This is a genomic window from Enterobacter sp. 3U4 (assembly GCF_057224565.1).
The window spans coordinates 265,424-278,637 of sequence record NZ_CP136665.1 but is presented as its reverse complement, the minus strand read 5'-3'; the positions used below and the strand labels follow the sequence as shown (position 1 = coordinate 278,637).

11 protein-coding genes are annotated in these 13,214 nt (G+C 56.6%); 4 read left to right on the top strand and 7 right to left on the bottom strand.

The genetic code is table 11. The features are described 5' to 3' along the window. Positions 1-2: 2 nt before the first annotated feature. Positions 3-1,361 (bottom strand): siroheme synthase CysG, encoded by a 1,359-nt coding sequence (gene cysG / locus RVY89_RS01335; protein ID WP_484826676.1) that lies wholly within the window; start codon positions 1,359-1,361, stop codon positions 3-5. Between the two features lie 237 nt (positions 1,362-1,598). Here cysG and RVY89_RS01330 point away from each other — a divergent pair, with 237 nt between their 5' ends. After that, complete coding sequence (locus RVY89_RS01330; RefSeq protein ID WP_484826675.1) at positions 1,599-2,642, top strand: aminopeptidase; 1,044 nt, start codon at positions 1,599-1,601, stop codon at positions 2,640-2,642. 71 nt (positions 2,643-2,713) lie between these two features. Here the strand turns inward: RVY89_RS01330 and cysH are convergent, their stop codons facing one another. The 3 genes from cysH to cysJ are packed head-to-tail and all read right to left on the bottom strand — an operon-like array spanning position 2,714 to position 6,981. Continuing rightward, positions 2,714-3,448: a phosphoadenosine phosphosulfate reductase gene (cysH, locus tag RVY89_RS01325; protein ID WP_032675427.1), complete on the bottom strand. Its 735-nt coding sequence runs from the start codon at positions 3,446-3,448 to the stop codon at positions 2,714-2,716. Positions 3,449-3,463: 15 nt separating this feature from the next. Further along, positions 3,464-5,176, bottom strand: coding sequence for an assimilatory sulfite reductase (NADPH) hemoprotein subunit (cysI, locus tag RVY89_RS01320; RefSeq protein WP_484826674.1), 1,713 nt, complete (start codon positions 5,174-5,176; stop codon positions 3,464-3,466). Next, the gene (gene cysJ, locus RVY89_RS01315) at positions 5,176-6,981 is read right to left on the bottom strand and encodes an NADPH-dependent assimilatory sulfite reductase flavoprotein subunit (RefSeq protein WP_484826673.1); all 1,806 of its coding nucleotides are present in this window, start codon (positions 6,979-6,981) and stop codon (positions 5,176-5,178) included. Before cysJ ends, cysI begins: the two co-directional genes overlap by 1 nt. A 306-nt stretch (positions 6,982-7,287) precedes the next feature. Between cysJ and queD the strand changes: the two genes are divergently transcribed. Continuing rightward, positions 7,288-7,650, top strand: a complete 363-nt coding sequence (queD, locus tag RVY89_RS01310; protein ID WP_111965448.1) for a 6-carboxytetrahydropterin synthase QueD — start codon at positions 7,288-7,290, stop codon at positions 7,648-7,650. An 86-nt stretch (positions 7,651-7,736) separates the two neighbouring features. Here the strand turns inward: queD and queE are convergent, their stop codons facing one another. The 3 genes from queE to RVY89_RS01295 are packed head-to-tail and all read right to left on the bottom strand — an operon-like array spanning position 7,737 to position 10,729. After that, positions 7,737-8,408: a 7-carboxy-7-deazaguanine synthase QueE gene (queE, locus tag RVY89_RS01305; protein WP_023309006.1), complete on the bottom strand. Its 672-nt coding sequence runs from the start codon at positions 8,406-8,408 to the stop codon at positions 7,737-7,739. A gap of 54 nt (positions 8,409-8,462) precedes the next feature. Then, the gene (locus tag RVY89_RS01300) at positions 8,463-9,170 is read right to left on the bottom strand and encodes an N-acetylmannosamine-6-phosphate 2-epimerase (RefSeq protein WP_484826672.1); all 708 of its coding nucleotides are present in this window, start codon (positions 9,168-9,170) and stop codon (positions 8,463-8,465) included. Beyond that, complete coding sequence (locus RVY89_RS01295; RefSeq protein ID WP_484826671.1) at positions 9,170-10,729, bottom strand: PTS transporter subunit EIIC; 1,560 nt, start codon at positions 10,727-10,729, stop codon at positions 9,170-9,172. The genes RVY89_RS01300 and RVY89_RS01295 overlap by 1 nt, the downstream gene beginning before the upstream one ends. A 166-nt stretch (positions 10,730-10,895) precedes the next feature. Here RVY89_RS01295 and RVY89_RS01290 point away from each other — a divergent pair, with 166 nt between their 5' ends. Beyond that, a complete protein-coding gene (locus tag RVY89_RS01290) occupies positions 10,896-11,720 on the top strand; it encodes a MurR/RpiR family transcriptional regulator (protein ID WP_371897914.1) in 825 nt (274 codons plus the stop codon). Between the two features lie 358 nt (positions 11,721-12,078). Then, the gene (locus RVY89_RS01285) at positions 12,079-13,188 is read left to right on the top strand and encodes an SDR family oxidoreductase (protein WP_484826670.1); all 1,110 of its coding nucleotides are present in this window, start codon (positions 12,079-12,081) and stop codon (positions 13,186-13,188) included. The last annotated feature ends 26 nt before the right edge of the window (positions 13,189-13,214 follow it).

The following is a 13,214-nucleotide window of genomic DNA, read 5'->3' as shown; positions in this document are numbered from 1 at the left end:
CCTTAAGCCAAATTTACAACAGAAGAACCAAAGCCTTCTGTATCGGTTGTATGTTGGAACCAGGCGAGCGTGCTGTGCAGCTGCACCACTTCTCCCACCACGATCAGGGCGGGCATAGGGGCGTCTTTCGCCAGGGTTGCAAGATGTTCCAGGGTGCCCGTCGCAACGTGCTGATCGACGCGCGTGCCGCGAGAAATGACGGCAACGGGCGTCGTCGCCTCGCGACCGTGCTGAATAAGCTGTTCGCTGATGTCTGCCGCCTTCATCGTGCCCATGTATATCGCCAGCGTCTGGCGGCTCTGAGCGAGATGCGACCAGTCAAACGGCGTGCTGTCCGCCTTATAGTGGCCGGTCACAAAGGTGACGCTCTGGGCGTAATCGCGATGGGTGAGCGGAATACCGGCGTAAGCCGTCACCGCAGAGGCCGCCGTAATGCCGGGCACTACCTGAAACGGTACGCCCGCTTCGGCTGCCGCCTGCAGCTCTTCGCCGCCGCGACCAAAGATAAACGGGTCTCCCCCTTTCAGGCGCACCACGGTTTTCCCCGCTTTTGCGGCGTCAACCAGCATCTGGTTGGTGTCGTGCTGCGGCACAGAGTGCTCGCCTGCCCGCTTGCCGACGCAGATTTGCTCCGCGTCGCGACGGATCAGCTCGCGCACGCCATCGGTGACCAGGTGGTCGTAGAACACCACGTCCGCGTCCTGCAGCACCTGCAGGCCACGCAGCGTCAGGAGCCCGGCATCGCCCGGCCCTGCGCCTACCAGAATGATCTCCCCGCCCGTACTGCCAGGGTTATCCAGTTCGTCTTCAAGAATTTTTTGCGCCGCCGTCTCATTACCGGCATGCATCAGGCTGGCAAAGCGGCCGCGAAACACGCGTTCCCAGAAGCGACGGCGTTCCGTTACGCTGGTCAGGCGGGTTTTCAGATGGTTGCGCCAGTAGCTGGCTTTCTCCGCCATGCGCCCGAGGCTGGTCGGCAGCAGCGCTTCGATTTTTTCACGCAGCACGCGCGCCAGCACCGGTGCGGTACCGCCAGAGGAGATCGCCACCAGCAGCGGCGAACGGTCAACGATTGACGGAAAGATAAATGAGCATAATGGCTGGTCGTCCACCACGTTAACCAGGCGGTAACGGGCCTGAGCGGCGTCGGAGATCCGCCGGTTCAGATCGCGATCTTCGGTCGCCGCAATCACCAGCACTACGCTGTCGATTTGTGATTCGTCAAAATCCGCTTCTGGCACTACCCGGACCTGCGCCCCTGCGCGCTGCAGAAACGCGATTTTGCGATCGGCAATTTCACCCGTGCCTACAACCAGCACCGGTTTTTCTTTTATCGCGGCAAATAAGGGCAGATAGTCCACAAGCAACAACTCACTAACAACGAGGAATAGAGGGACTATAGGGGGCGGCTTAGACCGAATGAAATTACGAATTGGAATGAGTAGTTACTCAATGGAATAACGCCGTGAAAAAGCTAATACCAAAAAGTGCTTAACACGCGAAATTTCGGGCATTTAAGAGCAATTCAAATTGTGTATGGGCGATCACAGTTTCATACTAGGCGGGTTAATATTTTGCTCTGTTTTTAAGGACTCACTATGTTTTCCGCAATGCGCCACCGTATTGCTGCCCTGGCGCTCGGCGTTTGCTTTATTCTTCCTGCTCAGGCAAAAAACCAACCTTATGGTGATATCGCCAATATGCAGGCGCGGCATATTGCCACCGTCTTCCCCGGACGCATGACCGGCTCGCCTGCGGAGATGCTCTCCGCTGACTATCTTCGCCAGCAGTTTGCCGACATGGGCTACCAGAGCGATATCCGGTCGTTTCACAGCCGCTACGTCTATACCTCACGAAATAAAACCAAAAACTGGCATAACGTGACCGGCAGTACGGTGATTGCGGCGCATGAAGGTAGCGCAAAAGAGCAAATTATTATTATGGCGCACCTTGATACCTACGCCCCGATGAGTGACGCCGATACGGATAACAACCTTGGCGGGCTGACTCTGCAGGGCATGGACGACAATGCCGCAGGCCTGGGCGTGATGCTCGAACTGGCCGAGCGAATGAAAGATATTCCCACCCAATATGGCATTCGTTTTGTTGCCACCAGCGGTGAAGAAGAGGGCAAACTCGGCGCTGAGAATCTCCTAAAACGCATGAGCGCTGAGGAGAAGAAAAATACGCTGCTGGTGATCAACCTCGATAACCTGATCGTCGGCGACAAGCTCTATTTCAACAGCGGGCAGAGTACGCCGGGTACAGTGCGGAAACTGACGCGCGACCGGGCCCTGGCGATAGCCCGCAGCCACGGGGTTTATGCCACCAGCAACCCTGGCGGTAACCCGGATTATCCGCGAGGAACGGGCTGCTGCAACGACGGGGAAGTGTTCGATAAGGCGGGCATTCCGGTGCTGTATGTCGAAGCAACAAACTGGGCATTGGGCAAAAAAGATGGCTACCAGCAGCGGGCTAAATCGAAGGCCTTCCCGGACGGGACAAGCTGGCACAACGTGATGCTGGACAATCAGCAGCACATCGATCGCGCGCTGCCGCAGCGGATTGAACACCGCAGTCGTGATGTGGTGAAGGTGATGCTGCCGCTGGTGAAGGAGCTGGCGAAAGCGGGGAAAGCCTGAGGTCGTTAAGCATACTGCGGCCTGATGCCCTCACCCCAACCCTCTCCCACCGGGAGAGGGAGAATTAAGGATCACCCTTCGTGCAGCCCGCACTCGCGCTTCAGCCCGAAGAATCGCGTCTCTTCTTCAGCCATTCCCGGTTCCCACTTACGCGTGGTGTGGGTGTCTCCCACCGACAGATAGCCCTGGTCCCACAGAGGATGATACTTCAGCCCGTGCTTTTGCAGGTACTGATACACCGTCCGGTTATCCCAGTCGATTATCGGCAGCACTTTAAACACCCCGCGCTGCACCGCCAGCACCGGTAAGGTTGCCCTGCTACCGGACTGCTCGCGGCGCAGACCCGCAAACCACGTCTGCGCATTGAGCTCTTTCAGCGCCCGATTCATCGGCTCAACTTTGTTGATTTCATTGTATTTCTCAATGCCCTCAACGCCCTGTTCCCACAGCTTGCCGTAGCGCGCCTCCTGCCAGGCCGCGCTTTCCGTCGCGCGGTAAACTTTGAGGTTCAGCCTGAGCTTGTCCGTCAGCTCGTCAATAAACTGGTAGGTTTCCGGGAACAGGTAGCCGGTATCGGTGAGGATCACCGGAATGTCCGGACGGATCTGATTCACCAGATGCAGGCTAACCGCCGCCTGAATACCAAAGCTCGACGACAGCACATAGTCTCCCGGCAGGTTTTCCAGCGCCCACGCCACGCGCCCTTCGGCGTCCAGCTTTTCAAGGTGAGCATTGGTTTCTGCCAGCGCCAGAATGCGTTCGACTTTTGGCAGGTCATTAAGGGCGTTTAGATCGAGTACGGACATAGTTACCTCTCGTGGTTACTCCCAGAAATCCCTTGCGGGATCGAGCACCGGGCGAATGATGCCCGCACGCACCGTAAAGTCGCCGAAGCCTTCACACGCTTCGCGCTCTTTCGCCCAGCGCCCGACAAGCTCGTCGATGGAATCAAGAATTTCCGGCTCGGTGATGTTCTCGCGGAACATACGCGGAATGCGCGTGCCGATACGGTTACCGCCCAGGTGCAGGTTGTAACGCCCCGGCGCTTTCCCCACCAGTCCGACCTCGGCCAGCATCGCGCGACCGCAGCCGTTCGGACACCCTGTGACGCGCATAACAATATGCTCGTCCGGAATGCCGTGTTTTTCCAGAATCGCTTCCACTTTGTCGGTAAACGACGGCAGGAAACGTTCTGCCTCCGCCATCGCCAGCGGGCAGGTCGGGAACGACACGCAGGCCATTGAGTTTTCGCGCTGCGGTTTCACCGCATCCATCAACCCGTGCTCGCGCGCCAGCTTCTCGATCTTCGCCTTCTGGCTTTCCGGCACGCCGGCAATGATGAGGTTCTGGTTAGCGGTAATGCGGAACTCGCCCTTATGGATCTTAGCAATTTCCAGCAGGCCGGTTTTCAGCGGACGCCCCGGATAATCCAGAATACGGCCGTTTTCGATAAACAGCGTCAGGTGCCATTTATTGTCGATGCCTTTTACCCAGCCAATGCGATCGCCGCGGCCGGTGAATTCGTAAGGGCGGATCGGCTCAAACTTGATCCCCGCGCGACGCTCAACTTCCGCTTTGAACGTTTCGACGCCCACGCGCTCCAGGGTGTATTTGGTTTTCGCGTTTTTACGGTCGGTACGGTTGCCCCAGTCGCGCTGGGTGGTCACTACCGCTTCCGCCACGGCCAGCGTATGCTCAAGCGGCAGGAAGCCGAACTCGCTCGCGGTGCGGGCATAGGTTTTCTTGTTACCGTGTTCGATAGACAGGCCGCCGCCCACCAGCAGGTTAAAGCCAATCAGCTTGCCGTTTTCGGCAATCGCCACGAAGTTCATGTCGTTGGCGTGAAGGTCGATATCGTTCTGAGGTGGAATAACGACCGTGGTTTTAAACTTACGCGGCAGATAGGTCTGGCCAAGGATCGGCTCTTCGTCCGTGGTCGCGACTTTTTCCTGATCGAGCCAGATCTCTGCATAGGCGCGCGTGCGCGGCAGCAGGTGCTCGGAGATCTTCTTCGCCCACTCGTACGCTTCGGCATGCAGCTCGGACTCATACGGGTTCGAGGTGCAGAGCACGTTACGGTTCATGTCGTTGGCGGTTGCCAGCGCGTCCAGCCCAACGGAGTGCAGCATCTGGTGCACCGGCTTGACGTTTTTCTTCAGAATGCCGTGGAACTGGAAGGTCTGACGGTTGGTCAGACGGATGCTGCCGTAGATCGTGTTTTCACCGGCAAACTTGTCGATCGCCTGCCACTGTTTGGTGGTGATCACCCCGCCCGGCAGACGGCAGCGCAGCAGCATCGCGTGACGCGGCTCCAGCTTCTGCTCTGCACGCTCGGCGCGGATGTCGCGATCGTCCTGCTGGTACATGCCGTGGAAGCGGATCAGCAGGAAGTTGTCGCCTTTGAAACCGCCGGTGAGACCGTCATTCAGATCTTCAGCAATGGTGCCGCGCAGGTAGTTGCTTTCCAGCTTCATGCGCTCGGCGTCTGTCAGTTTACCTTCGACCACCAGTGGCCCTGGATGTTTTTCGCTCATTAGTAGACATCTCGCTGATAACGGCGCTCGACGCGCAGCTCACTTAAAAATTCATCCGCCGCTTCGGCATCCATACCGCCGAATTCGGCAATCACTTCCAGCAAAGTCTGCTCAACGTCTTTCGCCATGCGATTGGCGTCGCCGCAGACATAAATGTGGGCACCGTCATTGATCCAGCGCCACAGCTCTGCGCCCTGTTCGCGCAGCTTGTCTTGTACGTATACTTTTTCTTTCTGGTCTCGGGACCAGGCCAGATCGATGCGGGTCAGTACGCCTTCTTTCACATAGCGCTGCCACTCAACCTGGTAGAGGAAATCTTCAGTAAAGTGCGGGTTGCCGAAGAACAGCCAGTTTTTACCCGGCGCGCCGTCTGCCGCGCGCTGTTGCATAAAGGCGCGGAACGGCGCAATGCCGGTGCCCGGGCCAATCATAATGACCGGCGTTTCCGGGTTTGCCGGCAGGCGGAAGTTATCGTTGTGCTCGATAAAGACGCGCACTTCGCCCTCTTCTTCCACGCGATCCGCCAGGAAGCCTGATGCCCCACCCGTACGGGCGCGGCCTTCGATATCGTAGCGCACCACGCCGACGGTAACATGCACTTCACTCTCCACTTCGGCCTGCGAAGAGGCGATCGAGTACAGGCGCGGGGTCAACGGACGCAGCAGACCGATCAGCGCATCGGCATCCAGCTGAGCCGGAGAGAAACGCACCATATCGACAATTGGGGTCGTCGCGGCGTAATGCTGCAGTTTCGCTTTGTCGCCCACCAGCGGCAGCAGGGATTCGCTGCGCGTCAAGGTCGCATAGTTTTCGACGATATTCGGGGTGTTCACCGTCAGCTCAAAATGCCACTGCAGCGCTTCAGAAAGCGGCTGCGTTTTACCGTCAACCGTGACAGGCTCGTCGCCTTTCAGCCACAGCAGCTCAACCAGCTCTTTCACCAGCGCCGGATCGTTCTGATACCAGACGCCCAACGCATCGCCCGGCTGATAGCGCAGGCCAGAGTCGCCGAGATCGATTTCGATATGGCGCACGTCTTTTTCCGAGTCGCGGCCGGTAATTTTCTGGTTCACCGACAGGCTCGCCGCCAGCGGCGCCTCTTTGGTGTACGGGCTGGTGTGGATGTCGTTAACTGCACCCGTCGCGGTGAACGCGGCCTGCGTCGACGTCTCTTTCGGCACGCGCGCTTTTAGCACGTCAACGATGCGGGCGCGCCATTCGGCGGCGGCGGCCTGGTATTCGACATCCGCGTCAACGCGGTCCAGCAGGCGCTCCGCGCCCAGCTCCGCCAGCCTGCTGTCGAAGTCTTTACCGGACTGGCAGAAGAATTCATAGGAAGTATCGCCCAGGCCAAAGACGGCAAACGCCGTGCCATCCAGCTTCGGCGCTTTTTTCGAGAACAGGAACTTATGCAGCGCCACCGCTTCTTCAGCGGGTTCACCTTCACCCTGCGTAGAGGCAACCACCACCAGCAGTTTTTCCGACGCGATTTGCTTAAATTTATAATCCCCGGCGTTGACCAGGTTCACGTTCAGTTTGGCGGCCAGCAGGTCGTCGCGCAGCGCTTCGGCCACGCGGCGGGCATTGCCGGTCTGCGAGGCGGAAATCAGGGTAATGGCCGGAATTTCAACGGCCGTGGCCGGTGCACCCGCCACGGCGCCAGGCTGCTGATTGAGCATTCCCCAGAAATAACCGGAGACCCAGGCAAGCTGAGTGGGAGAAAAATCAGAGGTGGCAGCCTGAAGGCGCGCCAGCTGCTCCGGGTTCAGGGGAAGCAAATTTGAAGGTGGGGCCTGTGTTGTCATGCGTCGTTATGTTCCAGTAGCCAAGCGGACTTTAAGCGAATAAATCCAAACTGAAGATAAGGTTAACGGCGAGGATAATAACAATTAAAGAAGGGATGGAAATAATAAATAACCAAATGGACTAACCTGTTTTACTTATCGTTCTTAACAGTAAAAGCGATTAACCAACTCGTTGATATATAATATGAAAATCAACAAAAACTGGACGTTTAGCGGCTCAGTACCTATTGAGCCGTTTTAGTTAATGCTAAAAATTGTGCTTTCCGGTACTATGCGGCGGTTTTTTCCGCATTACTGAGAGCGATCATGTCCACCACACTGTTTAAAGATTTCACCTTCGAAGCCGCCCACCACCTTCCGCATGTCCCAGAAGGGCATAAATGCGGCCGTCTGCACGGGCATTCGTTCATGGTGCGTCTTGAGATCACCGGTGAAGTTGATCCGCATACCGGTTGGATCATGGATTTTGCCGAGCTGAAGGCGGCGTTTAAGCCGACCTACGATCGGCTGGATCACTACTACCTGAATGAGATCCCGGGCCTTGAAAACCCGACCAGCGAAGTGCTGGCAAAATGGATTTGGGATCAGATGAAGCCGCTGGTACCGCTGCTGAGCGCGGTGATGATCAAAGAGACCTGTACCGCTGGCTGTATCTATCGCGGGGAGTGATGCTTGCCGGGTGGCGCTGACGCTTGCCCGGCTTAAAAGAGCATCGAACCGTACGCCCGGTAAGCGCTCGCGCCACCGGGCTTTTTTTATGCAATATTCAGGTACTTGTGCGTCTGCATCGACAGGCGCCAGTTGCGCGCAATACAGGTTTCAATGCACAGGCGCGTTGCATCTTCTTTCTGGCTGATAGGCTGCAGGGCAATAACCCGCTGCTTTTCATCCGTCAGCGTGGCCAGCAGTTCATCCAGCGCTTCGATATCACGCACGCGCCCTACCGGGTGCTTAATCTCATCCGCGCGCTCCAGCGCCTGAGACAGCACGTCATACCCGCCGCGCATATTCACTTTTGGCGATACCGTCACCCAGGTGGTGTGCGAACAGCGCACTTCATGGGTGCCGCTGGTTTCAATCTGGCAGCTGTAGCCGTTCTTTTCGAGCAGCTCGGTCAGCGGGGTCAGATCGTGGATGCAGGGTTCACCGCCGGTAATCACGACGTGGCGCGCCGTCCAGCCCTGACGACCAATAATGGCCAGCAGATCTTCGGAACTGCCCGCGCCCCACTTATCGCTCTCTTTGGTTTTCGCCAGAATGCTAAACAGCGACACTTCCCGATCTGCGAGCTTATCCCACGTATGTTTGGTATCACACCAGGCACAGCCAACCGGGCATCCCTGTAAACGAATGAAAATAGCGGGAACGCCGGTAAAGTAACCCTCGCCTTGCAGGGTCTGGAACATCTCGTTAATCGGGTACTGCATAGTCATCTCAGTAAAGGGGATAAACGATAAGTATCGCAGATCCCCGCCTGATGGTCATGCTCCATCGGTGCTTTGCGCGCCAATCGCCGCCATAAACCGTTCCGTGATTTGCTGCGGTCGGGTGATCGCACCGCCGACGACGACCGTATGCGCACCCAGCGCCAGGCATCTGGCCGCGCGTTCAGGCGTATCCACGTTGCCTTCGGCAATTACGGGAACCGTCACGGCGGCCAGCACGGCCTTCAGGAACGCGCAGTCATTCTCGGGAAGCGAATGGCCCGCCGTTTCCGCCGTATAGCCGTAAAGCGTGGTGCCGACGCAGTCGAAGCCCAGCGCCTGCGCCGTCACGGCTTCGTCCACGGAGGAGATATCCGCCATCAGCAGTACCGCGGGATAGCGTGAGCGGATGCGCGAGACCAGCGTTTCCAGGGATTCTCCGCCGGGACGCTCCCGCGCCGTCGCATCAAGCGCAATGATTTCCGGCGAGACGCTCATGAGCTCATCCACCTCTTTCATCGTGGCGGTGATAAACACCTCGCTTTCCGGGTAATCCCGTTTGATGATGCCGATGACCGGCAAAGACACCTGCTGCTTAATGGCCTCGATATCCACCACGCTGTTGGCACGAATGGCAACGGCCCCGCCCTGCGCCGCCGCCAGCGCCATTCGCGACATAATAAACGGGCTATGCAGCGGTTCATTTTCCAGCGCCTGACAGGAGACGACCAGTTTTCCCTTCAGGTTATCCAGTACAGTTTTCATTACGATAAGATCTCTTCCACTTCGTTTTTGATAATCGTGACGTGCGGTCCATAGATGACCTGAACACCGTTGCCACGCACGATGACGCCCCGCGCACCGGTGGCTTTCAGCGCCGCGTCATTCACTTTGCTGCCGTCTTTCACCGTGACGCGAAGACGCGTGGCGCAGCAGTCCACCTCTTCCAGATTGTCTTTTCCGCCTAATCCGGCGATTACCGCAACCGCGCGATCGCTCTGCGAGAAGGTAACTTCATTGGCCATCGCCTCCTTTTCCCGACCCGGCGTAGCAAAATCGAAGCGGTTAATCAGGTAGCGGAAGGTGAAGTAGTAAAGGAAGAACCACGGCACGCCGACCAGCGGGACGAACATCCAGTTGGTTTTGGCCTCTCCCTGCAAAATGCCGAACAGCACGAAGTCGATGAAACCGCCTGAGAAGGTTTGCCCGATGGTGATATGCAGCATGTGTGCGAGCATGAACGCCAACCCGTCAAACAGCGCATGAATGACGTAGAGCACCGGCGCAATAAACAGGAACGAGAACTCGATAGGCTCGGTAATCCCGGTCAGGAACGAGGTTAACGCCGCAGAGAGCAGCAGACCCGCAACGCGCTTTTTGTTCTCCGGTTTTGCCGTGTGGTACATAGCCAGGCACGCCCCGAGCAGGCCAAACATCATCGTAATAAAGCGCCCGGACATGAAGCGTGACGTGCCTTCGTAAAACTGACGCGTGGACGGATCGGCCAGCTGGGCGAAGAAGATCCGCTGCGTGCCTTCCACCAGATGGCCGTTGACGATTTCACTCCCGCCAAGCGCGGTGGTCCAGAACGGCAGATAGAAGATGTGGTGCAGACCAAACGGGCCCAGCATACGGAGAATAAAGCCGTACAGCAGAGTGCCCAGATAGCCGGTCGCATCCACCAGCCCGCCCAGACCAAAAATCAGCTTCTGGAAATGCGGCCAGACCACGGTCATTGCGGCCCCGACGAGTATCGCCGCCAGCGAGCTGATAATGGGGACAAAGCGCGAGCCGCCAAAGAACCCGAGGAACTGTGGAAGCGCAATTTTATTAAACCGATGATGGAGCGTGCAGGTCACCAGCCCAATCACCACGCCGCCAAACACGCCGGTTTCCAGCGTCTGAATACCCAGCGTCATGCCCTGCCCCACGGCCCCCGGGTTCTCATGCGCCAGTTTGCCGGTGAGGATCAGCAGCGCGTTGATGGTGGCATTCATCACCAGAAAAGCGAGTAATGCCGCCAGCCCGGCCGTACCCTTATCGCTTTTTGCCAGCCCGACGGCAACGCCAACCGCAAACAGCACCGAGAGGTTCGCAAACACAATTGAACCGGCGCTGCTCATGATGGTGAAAATGGCCTGTAGCCAGCTCACGTCTAAAAACGGATAAGCCGCCAGCGTGTTGGGATTCGATAACGCGCCGCCTATTCCCAGCAGCAGACCCGCCGCAGGCAACACGGCAATCGGCAACATAAAGGATTTGCCAAAGCGCTGCGCTTTTTCAAACCATCCCCCAGAAGAAGCGCCACTGAACATTTGCATCATTTTTTTCATCTCCCCATTAAGCGATGAAAATTTTTACCACATAAATAATTAATAGTGAAAATTATCTTCAACAACCAGGACGACGATCATACTTTTTCAAAATGACTGGCATCTTTCCCCCGCTTTCCGCCACACTAGTCGCAGCGAAACACATTAAGGACGTGGCATGTCGGACCATGAAAATCTGCTGCTGAAGCTCCGCCAGGAGGCTTCCGGGTACAGCCCAACGCAACAAAAACTCGGCGAGTTTGTCCTCAGCGATCCTGCCCGGGTGCTCTACCTGACGATCACCGAGCTGGCGCGCGAGAGCCATACCAGCGAGGCCAGCGTCACGCGTCTTTGCCGGACGCTGGGCTGCAAGGGCTATAACGAATTTAAAATGGCGCTTGCGCTGGATATTCAGCAGGGCCAGCCCGCGCGTCAGGCGGGAGATGAGATAGATAATGTGGTTGATGAGTCGGTGCAGGCATTGCAGGATACCGCCCGGCTCCTTGACCGCACGCTGCTTGAAAAGGCCGCAATGGCGCTGCATCAGGCGCAGTCGGTGCAGATTTATGGCGTTGCGGCCAGCGCGATCCTCGGGGAGTACCTCCACTACAAGCTGTTGCGCCTGGGGAAACCCGCACAGCTGTTTAGCGATATGCACCGCGCGGCCATGAATGCGACAACGCTTTCAAAAGAGACCCTGGTGGTGGCTATCTCCAGCTCGGGTTCAACGCGGGATTTACTCCACGTGGTGAAGCTTGCCCGCAAGCGCGGCGTTCAGGTTCTGGCACTCAGCAATACGCCCCGCAGCCCGCTGGCGTCCCTGAGCGACATGCTGCTGGTTGCCGCCAAACCTGAGGGTCCCCTTAGCGCAGGCGCACTCAATGCTAAGGTTGGGGTGATGCTGCTGGTCGAGCTGCTGACCACTTCCATGATTGCGCTGGATGGTCATTACGGCGACGTTAGCCAGCAAACAGCCAGCGCCACGCTTCCGCTTTTGCTCTGAAAATCATTCGCAGGCTAAATAAATCGGCCTGCGGCTTATATTGTCTGATTTTCGTTAAGTGGTGTTTAAATGATTTATTTGGTAAATGTTTGGTGTAACAAATTATTATATTTATTACATTTTGAATTAACTTTACCATTCGGAAATCCATCCATAAAAAACATCAAATTCAATAGGTTAAAATTTAAATTTTAATAGACTGAATTTTTACCCTTCCGCTAATGTCCAATATATCCACCCGATTTCCTTACCTTAAAATAAGCTTAAGATACTGCCAGTTTCGGCGATTTATTATTTAAATGCCGTTTACTTTTGCGCGCCTACAATCCGCCTCATCAATCATAATGAGACGGTATTAATGAAGATGTTATTGATTACAGGCGTAACCGGATTTCTGGGTGGTGCAGTTCTTGAAAAAATCCTGACCAGCGATCGATCCGTAGAACTCCTTTTGCTTGCGCGCGCCGGCGATCCGCAGAGCGGGCTGGAGCGCGTGCTGGAGAATATGCGCAAGTTCAACGTTCCTGAGGACAAACTGGCCTCCCTGAGCGTGGATAATATCCTGATTGGCGACCTCAGCCAGCCTGAAGCCTTTCTGAACGATCCCCGTCTGGATCGGGTCACGCATGTCGTGAACTGTGCGGCTGTCGCCTCATTTGGTAATAACCCGCTCATCTGGAAGGTCAACGTTGAAGGAACGCTGGCGCTGGCGCGCCGTATGGAGCAGGTTTCAACGCTACAACGTTTCCTCCACGTCGGCACCGCGATGTCATGCACGCCGGAGCAGGATTCCCTGGTCGCCGAAAGCGCCGAATTCAGAGAGAATGCTGAACACCTGGTGGAATACACGTTTTCGAAGTCAACCATCGAACAGCTGATGCGCCAGGAGTGCCCTAACCTTCCGCTGCTCATCGCCCGTCCGTCCATCGTCGTTGGCCATACCCGTCACGGCTGCACGCCGTCGAGCAGCATTTTCTGGGTCTTTAGCATGGGCCTGATGCTGCAGAAGTTTATGTGCTCAATGGAAGACCGGATCGACGTTGTTCCGGTGGATTATTGCGCTGACGCGATGTTAATGCTGCTGAACAGCAACGCGCGTCCGGGGGAAGTGGTGCACATTTCTGCGGGTGAAGAGAACAGCGTTCGCTTTGCGGATATCGATCAGGCAATGGCGCAGGCGCTGGAGAAAGCCCCCGTCGGTGATAAATATGCCCAGGTCAGCTACGAAACGCTGGTCAGAATGCGCCGCGAGTTGAAACATATTTTTGGCCCGTGCAACGAACGTCTGATGCTGAAAGCCATGCGTTTATACGGTGCGTTTGCCACGCTTAACGTGCGCTTCAGCAACGATAAGCTGCTGAGCATGGGAATGCCTAAGCCGCCCCGTTTTACGGATTATATCGCCCGCTGCGTGCAAACCACCCAGGGGCTGACCATTCCGGAGCAAATGGCGGTCGATTTTAAATAGCCAAAAAAAATGCCAGTCATTCGACT